Annotated in this window: 10 protein-coding genes and 1 pseudogene; 4 read left to right on the forward strand and 7 right to left on the reverse strand. The window is 68.9% G+C overall.

Annotated elements, in window-relative coordinates; genetic code table 11:
- Positions 1-4 precede the first annotated feature (4 nt).
- Both NV348_RS32345 and NV348_RS32350 read left to right on the forward strand, forming a co-directional pair.
- The gene (locus tag NV348_RS32345; protein ID WP_447150274.1) at positions 5-2182 is read left to right on the forward strand and encodes a WXG100-like domain-containing protein; all 2178 of its coding nucleotides are present in this window, start codon (positions 5-7) and stop codon (positions 2180-2182) included.
- Between the two features lie 109 nt (positions 2183-2291).
- On the forward strand, positions 2292-2675 hold the full coding sequence (locus tag NV348_RS32350; RefSeq protein WP_447150275.1) for a hypothetical protein: 384 nt from the start codon (positions 2292-2294) through the stop codon (positions 2673-2675).
- 24 nt (positions 2676-2699) lie between these two features.
- Here NV348_RS32350 and NV348_RS32355 read toward each other — a convergent pair whose 3' ends face one another.
- Genes NV348_RS32355 through eccD form a run of 4 tightly spaced genes read right to left on the reverse strand, consistent with a single transcriptional unit; the run spans position 2700 to position 10712 of the window.
- Complete coding sequence (locus NV348_RS32355; protein WP_447150276.1) at positions 2700-3791, reverse strand: hypothetical protein; 1092 nt, start codon at positions 3789-3791, stop codon at positions 2700-2702.
- Between the two features lie 14 nt (positions 3792-3805).
- On the reverse strand, positions 3806-7852 hold the full coding sequence (gene eccCa / locus NV348_RS32360) for a type VII secretion protein EccCa (protein WP_447150277.1): 4047 nt from the start codon (positions 7850-7852) through the stop codon (positions 3806-3808).
- Positions 7853-7867: 15 nt separating this feature from the next.
- Entirely contained in the window at positions 7868-9265 is a 1398-nt protein-coding gene (gene mycP, locus NV348_RS32365; protein WP_447150278.1) for a type VII secretion-associated serine protease mycosin, read from the reverse strand.
- A complete protein-coding gene (gene eccD / locus NV348_RS32370) occupies positions 9258-10712 on the reverse strand; it encodes a type VII secretion integral membrane protein EccD (RefSeq protein ID WP_447151204.1) in 1455 nt (484 codons plus the stop codon). Before eccD ends, mycP begins: the two co-directional genes overlap by 8 nt.
- A gap of 200 nt (positions 10713-10912) precedes the next feature.
- On the opposite strand from eccD, the gene eccA reads away from it, so the two are divergent.
- A complete protein-coding gene (eccA, locus tag NV348_RS32375) occupies positions 10913-12730 on the forward strand; it encodes a type VII secretion AAA-ATPase EccA (protein ID WP_447150279.1) in 1818 nt (605 codons plus the stop codon).
- Positions 12731-12759: 29 nt separating this feature from the next.
- Positions 12760-13599, forward strand: coding sequence for a glutamate ABC transporter substrate-binding protein (locus NV348_RS32380; RefSeq protein WP_447150280.1), 840 nt, complete (start codon positions 12760-12762; stop codon positions 13597-13599).
- A gap of 653 nt (positions 13600-14252) precedes the next feature.
- On the opposite strand, the pseudogene NV348_RS32385 reads toward NV348_RS32380, so the two are convergent.
- From NV348_RS32385 to NV348_RS32395, 3 genes and pseudogenes are all read right to left on the reverse strand, one after another.
- A pseudogene (locus NV348_RS32385) lies at positions 14253-15053 on the reverse strand (IS3 family transposase); the annotation flags it as partial.
- Positions 15054-15170: 117 nt separating this feature from the next.
- Complete coding sequence (locus NV348_RS32390; protein ID WP_447150281.1) at positions 15171-16316, reverse strand: MSMEG_0565 family glycosyltransferase; 1146 nt, start codon at positions 16314-16316, stop codon at positions 15171-15173.
- Complete coding sequence (locus NV348_RS32395; protein WP_447150282.1) at positions 16316-17167, reverse strand: carbon-nitrogen hydrolase family protein; 852 nt, start codon at positions 17165-17167, stop codon at positions 16316-16318. The genes NV348_RS32390 and NV348_RS32395 overlap by 1 nt, the downstream gene beginning before the upstream one ends.
- Between the last annotated feature and the right edge of the window lie 8 nt (positions 17168-17175).

Genomic DNA, 17175 nt, shown 5'->3' on the forward strand with positions numbered 1-17175 from the left:
GCCGATGATCCATATTCCGCCGGAACTCGAGTGGCTGGGCTGGCTGGTCGGTGTCGACCTGCCCGAAGGGAACGAGGATCGGCTCTTCGCCATCGGCGAGGCGTGGAACGCCGCGGCGACAGCGATTGCCGCGCAGGTCGATTCGCTGGAGCAGGTCAGAGACAAAGCGTCGGGCGCCTACCGTGACGGCGCGGGCGCCGAGACCATCGCGGCACTGTTCGACGACCTGCTCGACGGCGACAGCTCGGTGGAGTCCCTGGGGGCCGGGTTCGACGAACTCGGTAACGCTGCTTTCGATTTCGGCACCACGGTGCAGGCGGCGAAGCTGATGATGATCGTCTCGTTCGTCCTGCTCGCGCTGGAGATCGTGTGGGCGTGGATGTTTCCGCCGACCGCGCCCGCGGTCGAGGCGGCGGCGGTGGCCGGGACCAGGTCGACGCTGCGGCGGATCGAGGACCTCGTGATCACCCGGATCGAACAGGTGATCCTGCGGGCCTTCGGCAGCGTCGGGCAGCAGGCGTGGACCAAGCTGGTGGTCAAGAACCTGGCCACCTACGCCGTGAAAGGCGCGGTGTCGGGCGTGCAATCGGTGCTGGTCGACGTGACCATTCAGGGCGGGCAGATGGCCGCGGGGACGCGCCGCCACTTCGACGGCAACCAGACCCTGGTCTCCTTCGGCGCGTCCTTCGCCAGCGGGCTGTTCGGCCGGGCGTCGGCGCACTGGGGCGGGATCGGGTTCGACGCGTCCATCGGCAGGCTCACCAACCGGCTCGGCCGCGCGGGCGATGTGGGCCGCGGCGCGGCCATCGGTGCGTTCGCCGGCGTGGTCGGCACCGTCGGCGGATCGATGGCCACCGCGATGAACAGTGGTGACTGGCAGGGCTCGTTCACCGCGAGCGGGTTCGGCCTCGGTGCGGCCGGTGGCGGGTTCCGTGGCGGAATGGCCGGTGGCGCCCGTGGGCTGTTCCATCTCAACCGCGTGCCACGGGGGTCGGCGCGTACCGGTTTCGTCCGGCATTTCCAGCTCGATGCCGAAGGGAACGTGTACGTGCCGGCGAGCCAGGTCGCCGCCGCGGGGGGAGCGGCGACCAACTCCCCGATCCCACGGCCCGCGCCGGTGGCCCGGCCGCCGGTGGACGCGTCGGTGGAATCGACACCGCGACATCAGCGCAGCCTGCGCGCGCTGGACCGGACCGACGCAGCGAACCTGCGCGACTACCACCGGCAGGTCCGCCAGGCCCAGCCCGAATTGCGGGCCGCGCCTTCGGAGCACGTCGAGAACCAGCCACGAGCGCGGGCGCTCGGCACCCCCGACGGGCAGGAATCGGTCGACCGGCAACCACAGTGGGGCAGCCGGATGGGAGACAGGGCCGCCGACATGCAAGGCAGGGCACAGACCTCCCAGGCGAGCGCCGATCGCTTGCAGAACGGCGCCGACGCCGGGCAGCGGCGCGCGGACATGCAGCAGCGGCGGGCGACCACCGAGGACAACGCGGCCGAGCAGGCCCGCGCGCACGCCGAACAGACCAGGGGGCAGCTGCGCGCCGCCGAGGACAGAATGACGGAACTGCGGGCGAGCGACGATCCCGATCCACAGCAGGTCGAGCGGGCCGAACAGCAGCTGACCCTGGCGCGCGCCGCGCACACCGGCGCGGAGGAGACGCACGCGACCACGCGCACGCGGGCCGACGCGCATCAGCGCAGGGCCGACGAATTCCAGGCTCGCGCCGACGACGCCCAGCGCAAGGCCGATCACGCGCAGGCCCGCGCCGACGACCTGCGCATGGTCCGTGTCGATCCCGAGGCGGTCAACCACAAGTCCGACACCGAGGCCAAGCCGGCTATCCGGCCGCTCGGGGACGAGCACAGCTGGTGGCAGCGGGCCCTGCTGCGCAGCGAGCAGCTCGGCAAGGAGTTCGGGACCGGCGGTCCGGGGACGGACCACTACCAGCCGAAGGCCACCGATCTGCGGGCCAAGACCCGATCCAAACTCGAGAAGTACGAACAGCCGACGATCGAACACTATGTCGCGCCACCGCCGCCCGACCCCGAGGTGTGGGGATTGCCGCCCGACTCGGCAGAGCCCGACGAACCGGACGAAGAGCCGGACGAGCCCGAGGAACCTGAGGAGCCGGAGGAACCTGAGGAGCCTGAGGAACCAGAACACCACTCCGTGCGCTGAAAACCTCGAGTTTGCCTAGTGTTTCGGCTCCGGCTCGCCTCCATCCCGTTTACGGTCGCCTGTCACGGGCAGTCTTGTTCTGATACGCCGTGTGACGAGGGGAGCCACCGTGGCGAACGTGATCGCCGTCGATTCGACGACCGACCTGCACTCCGCCGCCGTCGTGATGGACAGCGTGGCCGACGCCATCGGACGAGCAGTGCACACGCTCGCCGACACGCTGATCACGCTGGGTGATCCGATCTCGGTGCAGGACAACGGGAATGACGCGAGCACCGTCACCGCACGCACAGACGGAAAGCCGCCGTGGGGGACCGACTCCTACGGCAAGCAGTTCGCCGAGGGCGACGCGGGCTATGTGAAGCTCGGCGCAGGACTGCTCCAGGGCGGCTTCGATCTGGCGCATACCCTGTCCGAATTCGCGACCGGAATGGGGCGCGCGGCAGGCGATGTGCGCCGTTCCGAGGACGAGGCGGGCGCCAACTTCGCCTGATCAGCGGCCCCGGCCCCCCCGCGGCTAGGCGACGACGAGACCCGCCATCGACAGCTCGCACAGCGCCCCGGCGAGATCGTGGGCCGGATCGTCGAAGAAGGCCGCCACGATGCCACGGGTGACGGTGCCGGCCTCCGCCGCGGCCACCAGATCCGCCGCCGCCAACCGATGACGCGGCAGCGGCTCGGATACCGTTGCCGCACACAGGACATCGACGACATCAGCGGCCGACCACACGCCGGGAACCGCGCTGCTGACCTGATCCGCGGTGGGGGACTCGCCCCGATACCAGCGGTCGTTGTCCCACCAGTAGCAGAACGATAGCAGCCCCCGGCGTGCCCGCGAGTTCAGCACCTGATCGGTCACCCAATCGGGCGCGCCTGCGTAGACCTCGGGGAAGGGTGCGCGGCGGTTGTAGGCGGCGTCCAATTCCGGTGCGTCCCACACCCCGCCGGACAGGACAGCGCGCCCACCTGGCAGCACGTGCACGGTGGACCCGCTTCTGGCCGCACCCTCGAAAATGCCGAGGGCGGGCATGACGCGCGGTCCACGCTCGGAGCCGACCGCCACGAACGCGGCGGCGATCACCGCCCAGCGGGCCAGCAGCAGTGGCAGCGCGGGGAACTCGCCGGGCACGGGGATCGCGGCGCGACCGACCGCCCGATCGGTGATCGAGCTGGCGGCCGCGACCTTCGGGCTGCGCGACTGCCGATCGTTGTGGAAGACATACGCCGCCAGCCACACCGGCACCCGGTCGCGAGGATGGGCCTCGAGATCGATCAGATACGCCTCGGGGACAAGCAGCTGATCCTCGGGAAACGGCTCGTGCCCGTAGTCGTACTCGGTCTCGTTGCCGCCGCCGAGATCGCCGCGCACGATCATCCGCCACCACGGACCGTCGCCGTGCCCGGCGGACTCCTCGCGCAGCTTCTTGGCCAGCTCGAGCACCGCGGGCGCCGGGTCGACCCGGAACTGCCGATCGTTCTCGTCGACATACACGACGTGCGCGACACCGCCGATCACCGTGAGCGCGAAGACCGCTTCGAACCGCCGCCACCCGTCCGGACCCGCCGCGGCGAGCGCGTCGGCCAGCTGATCCGTGGTCTGGTTGTTCACCGACACTGTTCCTCTCAGCCGACCGGCGGTAGATGGCAGATCTGGACGAGGTCGCGCCCTCGCGTGCGCGAGACCAGCAGACCGCGGCCGGGCGGGTACTGGGCGGGGCGCACGTCGCTGAGCAGGATGCCCTCGTCCTTGGGCGTGCTCATCAGGATGCCGTCCACCGACATGTCCTTCATCGGGCCGAGCACCTGGTCGTACAGTGCGCGGGCCGCGCCGCCGGAGCGCCGGGCGATGATCACGTGCAGGCCGATGTCGCGGGCCTGCGGCAGCAGCTCCATCAGCGGCAGCAGCGGGTTGTTGGCGGCCACCATGTCGTAGTCGTCGACGATGACATACACCTCGGGACCGGTCCACCAGCTGCGCTCCCGCAGCTGCGCCGGCGTGATGTCGGTGCCGGGCACCCGCTGCGACACGAAGCCGGCGACCTCCTTCAAGGTGGGCACCGAGGTCTGCGCCGAGGTGGAATAGCCGGCCAGGTGCGGGCCCTCGACCGCGCCGAGCATGGTGCGGCGGTAGTCGACGATGATCACCCGCGCCTCGTTCGGGTGCGAGTTCTCCACGATGCCCTGCGCGATATTGCGCAGCAGGGTGGTCTTGCCGCACCCCACGTCGGCGAACACCAGCAGATGCGGCGACTCCTCGAAATCGAGCACCACCGGCGCCAGCTCCGACTCGCTCAGGCCGATCACCACCCGCTTGCTGTCGATGCGCATGTCCATCTCCCGCGCGGTGGCCAGCACCTGCTCGCGGTCGATCAGGTCGGGCAGCATCCGCACCGCGGGCGCGCGGCGGCCGGGATAGAGCTCGGCGAGACCGGTTTTCGCGGCGGCGATGCCGTCGGCCAGCGTCTCCGGGTCGACGTCGGCGTCGAGGCGGGGCAGGGCGAGCAGCATGTGGAGTTTGTCGGGGGTCATGCCACGGCCGGGCCGGTTGACCGGAACATGCACCGCCGCACGGCGATCCATCTCCGAATCCGACGGATCACCCAGGCGCAGCTCGATCCTGGTGCCGATCTGATCCTTGACGTTGGGCCGGATCTCGGCCCACCGGTTCGCACCGAGCATCACGTGGATGCCGTAGGACAGGCCGCGCGCGGCGAGCGCGAGCACATGGCCCTCGATGAGGTCGAAATCCTCGCGGAAGGCCGCCCACCCGTCGATCACCAGGAACACATCGCCGAACAGGTCGGCCGAGAGCGGATGCGCGGACCGCTCCTCGGCGGGCAGCTGCGCGATCTCGGCCTTGCGCCGCCGAAAATCGCGCATGTTCTCCACGCCGAGTTCGAGGAAACGCGCCTCGCGCTGGCGCAGCAGCACCGTGAGCTCGGCGATGGTGCGGCGTACCCGATCGGTTTCCAGCCTGCCCGCCGCTGACCCGACATGCGGCAGACCGGTGAGCGCGGCCAGGGCGCCGCCACCGAAATCGAGGCAGTAGAACTGCACCTGCTCGGGGGTGTGGGTGGCCGCCGCCGAGAGGATGATCGTGCGCAGCGCGGTCGACTTGCCCGATTGGGGTCCGCCGACGACCGCGACATTGCCCTGGCCGCCGGACAGGTCGATCGAGAGCACGTCGCGCTTCTGCTCGTAGGGCTTGTCGATGATGCCGATCGGCAGCCACAGCATGGTGGTGCGGTTGGCCTCGGAACGCCAATCATCTTCGGGCAGCAGCATATCCACGGTGGGCGACACCTCGAGCGGGGGCAGCCACACCTGGTGGGCTGGCCTGCCGTGCCCGGTCAGCCGGTCGACCACCACGGCCAGCAGCGACCGTTCGGGATCGGCGGGCGCGGTGGTCTCGCCGAGCAGTTCGCTCAGGTCGGGCAGCTCCACCGGAATCGGTTCCGACGTAGGCTCGGCGGCGGGTTCGGTGCGTTCGAGCACGGCGGCGGTGAACAGGTCGACCCGCCCCGCCGCGGCCGCCGCCGGGCCGACCGCCCGGCCCGTGACCGGCGGGACATAGGGGCCGGAGACATAAGTCGCGTTGAACCGCAACGGATCCGACGAGTCACTCTTCAGATAGCCCGCGCCGGGCTGCGCGGGCAGGTGATAGGCGTCGGTGATGCCGAGCACCTGCCGGGACTCGCCCGCCGAGAACGTGCGCAGGCCGATCCGATACGACAGGTGCGAATCGAGGCCGCGCAGCCGGTTCTCCTCCAGCCGCTGCGACGCCAGCAGCAGATGCACCCGCAGCGACCGGCCGAGGCGGCCGATCATCACGAACAGTTCCGCGAAATCCGGTTTCTGCGACAGCAATTCGGAGAACTCGTCGACGATGATGAACAGCGCGGGCAGCGGATCCAGCGGCGCGCCGTTGGCGCGGGCCTTCTCGTATTCGGTGACATTGGCGAAGTTGCCCGCCGATCGCAGCAGCTCCTGCCGACGGGTCAGCTCACCGGCGAGCGCGTCGCGCATGCGGTCCACCATCGAGAGTTCTTCCTCGAGGTTGGTGATCACCGCGGACACGTGGGGGAGTGGATCGAGGCCGAGGAACGTCGCGCCGCCCTTGAAGTCGACCAGCACCAGGTTGAGCAGGTCGGGCGAGTGCGTCGTCACCATCGACAGCACCAGCGTGCGCAGGAACTCGGACTTGCCCGAACCCGTTGCGCCGATGCACAACCCGTGCGGTCCCATGCCGTTCTCGGCGGATTCCTTGATGTCGATCTCGACGCGGGTGCCGTCGGGGGTGACACCGATCGGCACCCGCAGGCGCTCGCGCGCCGAGCGGGGCCGCCACACCACATCGGCGTCGATGGTCGCCGCGTCCGTGACACCGAGCATCGCCATCAGGCCGGGGTCGGTGGTGATGTCCTCGCCCAGGTCGACGATCTGGGCGCTGGTGGCGATCCGGTAGCGCGCCATCGCGCGCCCGAAGGTGGCGGCCACCTCGAGGCCGACCCGGTCGGGTCCGGCGAAGTTCTCCACCGCACCGCCGGTGCGGGCACCGATGATCTGCTCCTCGACCACCAGTTGCAGACCGCGGCGCACCGCGAGACCGGTCTGCGGTGCGGTGAGATCCAGGACGGTCACCGAGTCGAGGCCCGCGTCGCTGATGGTGCGCTCGGACCCGCTCACGTAGCCGTCATCGATCACAACGACCAGGTGCACGCGGCCCGCGGTGGCCGGGGCGTTGCGCAGGAAACGTCCGCGTTCGAGCAGGTCCTCCGCCAGGGCGGTCTCGAGTTCGGACAGCGATTCGTAGAGCATCCGCATCGAACCGATCCGGTCGGTGTCGCGCGGATGTTGCAGGTGCGGAAGCCATTTGGTCCAGCCCCAGGCGGCGCCGTCGGGGTCGGCGGTGACGATGGCGATGATCAAGCTGTCCGGGCCGTGGAAGGTCGCCAGTTCCATCACCATCGACCGGGCGAGGGCGCGGCCGTGTTCGCGCGGGCCCTCGATGTTCACGGCGGGGAACGCGCGCAGGGAGATGGCGGTGGGCAGGCCGTGCACCACCGAGTGGGTGCGCACGAAGCGGCGCAGCGCCACCGTCGCCACCGGTTCGAGGTCTTCGAGCGGAACCGTTTCCGGCCGGGCGAGTTTGGTGGCGAGGCGATGGCTGCCGACGCCGATCCGGACATGGCCGAAGTCGGGGTCGCCTGCCCGCCGCTCCCACATCCGGCGGGTGCCGATCAGCGCGTGCAGGTCGATCGGATGCGGATGGCTCCAGAACAGGGCCTCGCGCTGGGCGAGGCCGGTGGTGCGGACATCGCGGCGCAGCTGGTCGAGGTAGCGGAAGTAGTCCTTGCGTTCCTCGTTGAGCTCGGCGGCCTTCTTCCCGCCGCCGCCGGAGCGGCCGGCGAACATGCCGACCATCGACATCAGCATCATCATCGGGAACATCATCGTCATCGGATTGGTGAGCATGGACCGCCCACCCATGGTGACCATGAGCGCGATCATGCCGACCATCGCCACCACCATCACCACCGGCAGCAACCGCTGCCACAGCGGTGCAGGCACCGGCGCGGTGATCTCCGGCGGCGCGTTGAGAATCACCTCGCCGCCCGGTGGGCGGGGCGGTGCGATCCGGGCGAGCCGGATGAATCCCTGTGTGCCCATAGGTAATTCCTTCGGTTAGTCGTCGCCCGGCAGGGCGAGAGGCAGGCGCTGTTCGCGCCGGAACGGAATGGAGAGGACGAGCACGATCGCCAGCAGCGTCAGCGCGCCGACCGCGCCGGCGAGCCCGACCCGGCGCGGCCACGGACTCACGTACGGCGGCGGCGTCGGCGCCGCGATCGCGACGCCGCCTGCCGGATCCTGTGCCGAGGCGGGCGGCACGACAGCGGTGAGCGCGGCCAGCGGGTCGATCAGGCCCGCACCGATCCGGGAGTCGCGGCCACTGCCGGGGCCGTGGGCGGTGCGGGTGACGCGTTCCATCACCTGCCGGGCCGACAGGTCGGGAAACCGGGCGCGCACCAGCGCGACCAGCCCGGCGACATAGGCGCTGGCGAAACTGGTGCCGTTCACCGGCGCCAACTGCCCGTCGGCCTGCGGGGTGCCGTTGACCAATCCGGTGCCGCCCGGTTTGCTGTCCAGCGACATCAGATTGCTGCCCGGCGCGGCCACCGAGACCCACGGTCCGTACAGCGTGAACGGTGAGGGCGAACCGTCGGGTTCGATCGAGGCCACCGACAGCACATAGGGCGCGAACCAGGCGGGCGTCGCGATCGTGCCCACCGCGTTCCAGCCCGCTGTCCCGTTCTGTTCCTTGCACGCGCCCTGCTGTTGCACATTGCCCGCCGCCACCACCACGACGACATTGCGTTCGAAGGCGTACTGCAGCGACGCGCCGAGCGCGCGGTCGACCGCGTCGGTGCCCGCCGGCCTGCACGACACCGCGGAGATGTTGATGACCGTCGCGCCGCTGTCGACCGCGTGCACCACCGCGTTGGCGAGGCTGTCGACGGTGCCGTAACCGCCCGCCGACATGCCGCCGGGATCGTCGGCGGCGCGGCTGCGGTTCTTCGCTTCGTAGGCCAGGCTGGTCTGGCGCACGGTGAGAATCTCCGCCGCGGGCGCCACACCGGAGAACCCGTCGCTGCCGTCGCTCGCGGGATGCCCCGCGATGATGCCGGCGACCAGGGTGCCGTGCCCGTCGCAGTCGGCGGTGCCGTCGGAAGCGGCGACGTAGTCACCGCCGGGCCGCACCGACAGTCGCGGATGCGCGGTGACGCCGGTGTCGATCACCGCGACGGTCTGGCCCTCGCCACGGCTGAACCGCCAGGCGTCGGCGAGACCGAGCATCTTCTGGACGGCGGGGACACCGGTCGGGGCAGGCCCACTCCAGATCGGTTGCGAGCACAGCAGTCGCTGCTCGGCCGGTTCCGGCGGCGCCACCGGCGCTGTCGTATTCAGCGCCCCCGGATCGATCACCGGCGGCGGTACCCCGAGCGCGCCACCGGCGGGCCCGGCCACCAGTGCCATGGTCACGGCGGCGACGACAACCGACCGCAGCGCTGGGAACTCACGCATTGCGGGCCATGGCGTAGATGTCGATGATCCAGAACACGAGCGGGCCGATCACACAGATGAGGGCGTATTCGACGATCTCGCCTGCTCGCTGCACGACCGGCGACACCTCCATATTCGGGCCCGCTACCCCGATGAGCATCGCCAGCCCCGCGACCACGAGCAGCACGCCGGCGGCGGGCAGCGCCAGCTCCGGTATCCGCAGACCCCACAGCACACACGGCACGATCAGCGCCGTGCAGCCACCGGCCACCAGCACCGCCGCCTGGGTCAGATCGGCGAACGCCCGTCCGCGCCGGGCGAGGACGACACCGACCGCGCCGGCCAGCAGCGCGCACTGCCAGCGGTGCTCGGTCGCCGCCGCGACGACCATGATCGTCGCGAGCACGGCGACGCCGACGATGCCGAAGATCATCCCGGACTGATAGTCGTTGGCCGTCCTCGACCGTTCGCCGAGCCCGGCCGCCGACGGAATGGCGGTGGCGCCGATCGCGCCGACGCCTTCGATGGTCGGGCGTGGCTCGTGGTCGCGCGGATCGATCGCCCCGCCCGCCGTCGGCACCGGGGGCACCGGGAGCCGCGCAGAGGCCACCGCGATCCGCGGGGCCAGCGTGATGGCGAGCAGCGCGAACACGATCACCCCGGCCGCGACCTTGGCGGGGGCCGCATCCCAGATCGTCACCACACCCGTGGTGGCGACGCCGAACGTCGCGACCGTCAACACGGCGGTGAACATCGTCGGGCGAACGGGCACCGTCCGCGCGGCGATCACGGCGAGCAACAGCGTGGCGGCACAGCCGAGCAGCACATGCGGCGCGCCGGGCGCGCCCGGCACGAAAGCCGCTGCGCCCGTTCCCATCAGCAGCAGTCCACACAGCGCGAGGACGGTGGCCGCAGGCTCGGCCTCGTACTTGCGGGCCACCAGCGCGCCGCCGCCGAGGATCACCGCGCCGATGCCGACCGCGGCCGACCCGGCCACGATGCCCCAGCCGAGCGCCGTCGCGTACAGCAGCAGCGCACAGGAACCGACCACGGCCGCGATCGCGCCCGCCATGCCCGCACGTCCCGCCGACTCGCCGGTCCACCCGCGAAAGGAATCGTCGGTGAGGCGGGCGACCGCGTCGATCACATCGTCGAACAGGGGTGGTGAGTCGACCGAGTCCATCGCGCGCAGCACCAGCAGATCGCCGTCGAACACCTCGGCCTCGGCCAGGGTGCGGTCCGGGTCGATCGCGGTCTGGCCGAGCCGGGACAGGGTCCAGTGCCGGGCCGCGAGTGGCCCGTTGTCCTCGTGTTCGGACAGGTCGGGATTGCGGGAAGTGATGAGCGCCACCAGGTCTGGTGTGATATTCGCGATCGGGACGGTGGCGGGCAACACCACATCCATCTGGGTGTTGTCACCGATCACCGAAATCCGGCACAGCTGCGGCTCGATCGCCGTGGACTCCATCACCTTCGGGAAACTAACAACGACAGCGTGTAGTCGGCTCGGTGCGCGCGGTCGAGTTTCCCTTGCCGTAACCCTGGACGGGACGCGACATGGGGTTCCGCGGCGACGGCCACGTCGCAGGGTTACGCGACAGTGAATGCCGAGTACGCGCCACCGCGGTCACCGAGCCAGCGTGGCGTAGCCCGGTTACGGTGCGCGGCATGTCAGCGATTCGGCAAGCACAACAGGTGTTCGACGCGGGCGTACTGTCGTTGGGTTTGATGGTCGACGGCCAACAGGCCACCAAGAACCTCGAGTACGCCAAGGTGGCCTTCCGCCGGGCCACCGAGCTCGACCCGGACATGTGTGACGCGTGGCTGGGTCGCCTCGCCGCGGGCGACGCGACCGAGGAGGTGCTGCGGCAACTGCACCGCACCTCGACCACTTCGCTGATGCGTGAGCAGCGCCGCCTCGGGTTGCCGCCGCGCCAGCTGGCAGGCCGTTTCCAGATCGGCCAGTACATCGACTATCCGGTCGCCGGTCTCACCGAGATCTGGCTCGCGCGGGCCATGCGCCTGCTGGAGGACAAGCAGTTCGACGAGGCCGAGCAGGTCCTCGACGAGCTCGACGAGCGCCGCGCCAAGCTCACCGACGACCCCGACCGCGCCCTCGACGACCGGGTCTGCGCCTACGCCCGTGGCGTCCTGTATTTCACCGCGCAGCTGTGGCCCGACGTGATGGCGGTGCTGGCCGGCTCGGCCGAATGGCAGGACCAGTTCATGGCCGTCGGCGCGCACGTCATGGTCGGCACCGCCTGCGCGCACCTGGGGCTGTTCGGTGAGGCGACGCGCAGGCTGGAACAGGCCGAGCGCGGCCCGATTCCGGCGGCACGCACCGCGGCGATGTACTGCCGCGGCCTGGCCCTGCGCGAGCAGGGCAACGAGGACGAGGCCCGCGCCCTGTTCGAGACCGTGTACAGCCAGGTCCCCGGTTTCGCCGCGAATTCGCGTGCGATGGGCGACCCGACGTTCCGGATCGTGGTCACCACCCGCGACCAGATCGAATCCCGCACCAGCCGTTGGGATCCCGAGACCGCGCCCTCGCTGGCCGAGGCGGCAGCGCAGGAACATCAGGACCGGGCCGAGCAGGTGCTGGCCTCGGCGCGCGCCGAACTGGATGCCCAGATCGGTTTGGCCGCGGTCAAGGTGCAGGTCGACAAGCTGCAATCGTCGGCGACCATGGCCAAGATCCGGGCCGAGAAGGGTCTCAACAGTGTGCCGCGCGGACAGCATCTCGCGTTCACCGGCCCGCCCGGCACCGGCAAGACCACCATCGCCCGTGTGGTCGCCAAGATCTACTGCGGTCTCGGGTTGCTCAAGACCGACAAGGTGGTGGAGGCCAAACGGTCCGATTTCGTCGGCCAGCACCTCGGTTCGACGGCGATCAAGACCAACGCGCTGATCGACTCGGCGATGGATGGCGTGCTGTTCGTCGACGAGGCGTACACGCTGATCCAGGCAGGCCTGTCCGGTGGTGACGCGTTCGGCCGGGAGGCCGTGGACACCCTGCTCGCGCGGATGGAGAACGACCGCGACCGGCTGGTGGTGATCATCGCCGGCTACGACGGCGAGATCGACCGGTTCCTGGCCAGCAACGACGGCCTCGCCTCCCGGTTCGCCAAACGCGTGAAATTCGACTCGTACTCACCCGAAGAGCTGTGCGAGATCGGCAGATTCATCGCCAACAAACGCGACTCCTCGGTCGCCGAGGACGCCGTCGACATTCTGCGCGTCGCCTGCGCCGAGCTCTACGCGGCCGAGCGCACCGACCAGAGCGGCCTGCCGCGCCGCGGTGTCGATCTCGCCGGCAACGGCCGCTTCATCCGCAATGTGATCGAGACGGCCGAGGAGGAACGGGAATACCGCCTGGCCATGGACGAGTCGCTCGACCCGCGCTCGCTCGACGAAGTGACCTTGATGCGCATCGAAGCCGACGACATGCGCAAGGCGCTGGAAATGGTGCTCGCCACGCTGAGCTGAGTCACCGGACAGCTCGAGGAGAAGGCCCTGTGAGTATCAATCGCGCGCTACGCGCCGGAATCTGCGCGGTCGCACTGGTCGTGGCCGCCACCGCGACGGCGGCCTGTGGCAGTACCGAGCGGCGATCGGCGCTGGAGAACGCCAGGGCGGGCACGCTGACCATCGGCATCAAGTTCGACCAGCCGGGTCTTGGCCTGCGCATCGCCGACGGCGTGTACCGCGGCTTCGACGTCGAGGTCGCGATGTATGTCGCGGGCAAACTCGGGGTGCGGCCGGAGCGCATCACCTTCAAGGAAGCGCCATCGGCCCAGCGCGAGACCATGATCGAGAACGGGCAGGTCGATTTCATCGTGGCCACCTACTCGATCAACGACAAGCGCAAGAACCGCGTCGACTTCGCGGGCCCCTACTACGTGGCGGGTCAGGACCTGCTAGTGCGGGCGGCCGAGACAGTCGTCACCGGCCCGCAGGCGCTGTCCGCCGACACACGGGTCTGCTCGGTGACGGGTTCCACCCCGGCGCTGTACATCGCGAAGAACTTCCCGCACACCCGGATACACACCTACGACTCGTACTCACAGTGCGTGGAGGCATTGCGCACCGGCGCGGTCGACGCGGTCACCACCGACAACGTGATCCTCGCCGGCTACGCCGCCCAATCCCCCGGCCTGTTCACACTGGTGAACAAGACCTTCACCGCCGAGAAATACGGCATCGGTCTGAAAAAGAGCGACACCGAACTACGCCGCACCATCAACGACGCCATCGAGGCGATGATCCTCGACGGCTCCTGGCAGGCCGCCCAGGAAAAGTCCTTCGCGGGAACCGGTTTCGTCGTCTCGCAACCACCCCTGGTCGACCACTACTGACCGGCCCCTTGAGGCGGTTCGCCATCACCCTAACCCCATTTGGATACTAAAAGGTATTCATCGGGCCATGTGGCCGAGGCCGCATCCACTGATGAATGTGCGATACCTCGGCTGTCGTGGGTTCTGTCCGCGGTGATCTGTGGCGGTCTTGGAGCAGGGGGTTGCCTGGACGCAGCATCGGCGCGGACGCACGTGTGGCACCGACAGGTACATGCCTTCCCTGTGCTCGACGTTCTGCTCCCTTGGAGCCGAGAGGTGATGCGGCTGACCGTGGATTTCCTCTGCCGATCAATGGCCGAGCGTAAACCCGTGACGGAGTGAGGTTGCGAACCAGCGAGTGTCAATTGACTCGACACGGCGCCACCGCGGCGACAGCAAGGTCGGCCTGTAGATTCTCGGTCGCACTGTTCTTCGTCCGGGCTGGGCTGGTACCTCGATTCGGCCGAGCGGTGGTTCGCTGAGCCACCACTGCTGCGTAGGCGCCACGTTGCCCGACCTCGGCAATCCACCCTTGTGCGGTCACGACATCGAGGCCCAGCAGAGCGGACAACACCGCGGCCGGCAGGCGGCTCGCGAGATCCATCAGCGCGGTGTTGCGGGCAGTCTGAGCTCGGATCCCGAGGCGGGACTGCTGCACGATCCGGTGACAGCGGTTAAGCAGCTCGAAGAGCCGGTGTGGCCATGATGGCCTCGTATTCGATCGGGGTCAATTTGCCGAGCCTGACCTGGCGTCGACGACGGTGATAGGTCCGTTCGATCCAGGTGACGATCGCGATCCGGAGCTCCTCACGACTCGTCCATGGCTGCCGGTCGAGGACATTCTTCTGGAGCAACGCGAAGAACGACTCCATCGCGGCGTTGTCACCGCACGCCCCGACTCTGCCCATCGATCCGACCATCGCGTGAATACCCAAGGCGCGAACGAACTTTCGTGACCGAAATTGCGACCCGCGGTCGCTGTGAACCACACAACCAGCGACGTCGTCGCCGGCGGCGCGACGTCGGGCCACGGCCGAGCTCACAGCGTCGACAGCCAGGCGGGCTTTCATCCGCGAGTCGATCGAGTAACCCACGATCCGGTTCGAGAACACGTCCTTGATCGCGCAGAGATAGAGCTTCCCTTCACCGGTGTGATGTTCGATAATATCGGTGAGCCACGACATATTTGGTGCATCTGCGGTGAACCTCCGCCCGACGAGGTCGTCATGAACCGGTGGACCCGGTCGGCGGTCCTTCGTTCCGCGTTTCTTACCGAAACTGCTCCACCATTTGTTGATCGAGCAGATCCGCCAGGCGGTCCGCGAGGCCATCTGCTGGCCCGCGTCGGCGGCCTCGTCAGCGAGGAATCGGTACCCGAACTCGGGGTCGTCGCGGTGAGCGTCGAACAAGGCGTTGGCCCGATACGCCTGCTCGAGTTCAGCGTTGGTGACCGGATCGGCGAGCCACCGGTAATACGGTAGCGATCCGGGTCGTGTCTGGCCGGTGCGGGTCGTGAACGCGACGGTGCACGGGGGCATTCCGAGCTTCACGGTGCTATTCGCCGAATTGTCCCGGTATCTGCGCCGCGGATTTCACCCCACGCGGCCGACGGCGATGGACCCGGCCCTGCGCTTCCAGGCGGTGGTGTCGCTGGTCGCGGACGCATAAAATTCGAGATGGGCTGATGCCACTGCGTCCCAGCTGAATTCGGCAGCAAGCAGCTGTCCACGGGCGCGTCGGCCGGTGTCGGGTGTGACTGCCGCCGCCATCGCCGCGGCCATTGTCTCCGGGGTTGATGCGAACTCGACCGCATCGGTGAACACCTCGCGAAGCACCGGAAGGTCACGAGCGACAACCGGTGTTCCGGCGGCCAGGGCCTCCATGGCCGCCAGGCCGAATCCTTCCTTGGTAGACAGGAACGGCAGCACCGACGCGGCGGCGACCAGCGCGGGTAGTTCGGTGTGCTCTACTGTGCCGAGCACGACCGGCGCGATGCCGAGTTCGGATGCTCGAACGTCGAATGCAGTCCGGTATTCGCGAAAGTCGAACAAGGTGTCGCCCCCCGCGATCACCAGCTGTTGCTCGGGCGCGTCTCGCGTGTATATCGCGAAGGCCTCAAGCAAGTCGAGGCTTCCTTTGCGCGGCTCGATCCCGCCGACTGCGAGCACATACGGGCCGAACCGCTCCCGCCACGCCGCCCGCTGCGCGGACTGGCTCACTCCTGTTCCGGCGGCCGCCGCGAACCGTTCGTATTCGACACCGTTCGGGATGACTGTCGGCTCGAAACCCCATCCGGCCCGGACCTCTTCGGCGACAGCGGCCGATACACAGATCCGGGCGTGCGGCTCGGTGATCGCCCGATCGTGGCATGCCGCAAGTTCGGGGGTGGTGAATTGGTCAAGATGGTGGATGGTGCGGATGCACCCACCGACAGCGTTGGCGCTGATGCAGTCCTGCGCGTGCACGGTGTCGTAGTGGTCGCGCCGGAACGCCGCCCGCAGCGTCTCGATCGAGCGGATGATGCGTTTCCCCACTGTTTCCGAAGCATGTGCCTCGAACGGCACGACCTCGACGTGCACGCTCGGGTCGACCGGTCGGAAGAACGCGCTGTCACCGCCGCGTCCCAGGGTCCAGACGGTGACCTCGGCTCCAGCGCGGGCCAGTGCCTCGGCGAGATTCAGGGTGTGCACGACCCCGCCGCGTGGCCTGGTGGAGTAGGTGAGCAGGGCTATGCGCATCAGCGGGTTCCCTTCTCGCGCAACAGATTGTGGTAGCTGTCGACTCGTCGTTCATCGAGGTGCCGCAGGGTCCGGCGAGCCCGATCCACCTCCCGCTCGACATCGATATCAGCCACCGCCAGCCCACCCTTGGACCAGGTCTTCGCCAAAATGTCACCGCCGGGGCCGACCACCTTCGCCTGGCCGAGGAAACGTAGCGAGCCGGTGACACCGGTCTGGTTCGACGAGGCGAGCACCACCTGGTTTTCGGCGGCGCGGGCCATGTCATAGAGATCGAACAACCGCGCCTGCCGGTCGTTGGGCATCCGCGAGGCTCGGTCGGTGACGCTGGCCGGCCAGGCCGACAGCGCGCCGATCATCTGGGCGCCGTCGAGTGCGAGCGTGCGAGCCGCCTCTGGGAAGGTCTTGTCGTAGTCGATCAGCATGCCCAGCCTGCCGACCGGCGTGTCGAACGCGGTGAAGGTGTCTCCCGCCGCGTATGCGAGGTGTTCGCCTGCGGGCTGATGCACTTTGCGATGATGTCCGAGCAGGCCGTCGCCGGTGAGACAGCTCGCTGCGTTGTAGCGCAGATCGCCGTCCTTCTCCGCGTATCCGATGCACACCGTCATCGGGCCCGCCATCGAGCACAGCAGCCGCAACTCCGGCCCCTCGGGATCGATCGGCTCGGGCAACGGTCCCACCGTCGGGTTCCGCAGGTCGCCGATATAGCCGCCGAGGGTGGCGTCGGGCAACACGAGCAGATCGATCCCATCGTCGACAAGTCGCTCGAGGATCCCGCCGAGTTTCTCCAGCGCCCGGCCGATATCGCGGCCGAAGTGCCCGGCCAGCGCGGCAATTCGTGTAGTTCCCATCGGCGATG

The sequence above is a fragment of the Nocardia fodinahabitans genome (genome assembly GCF_052983615.1).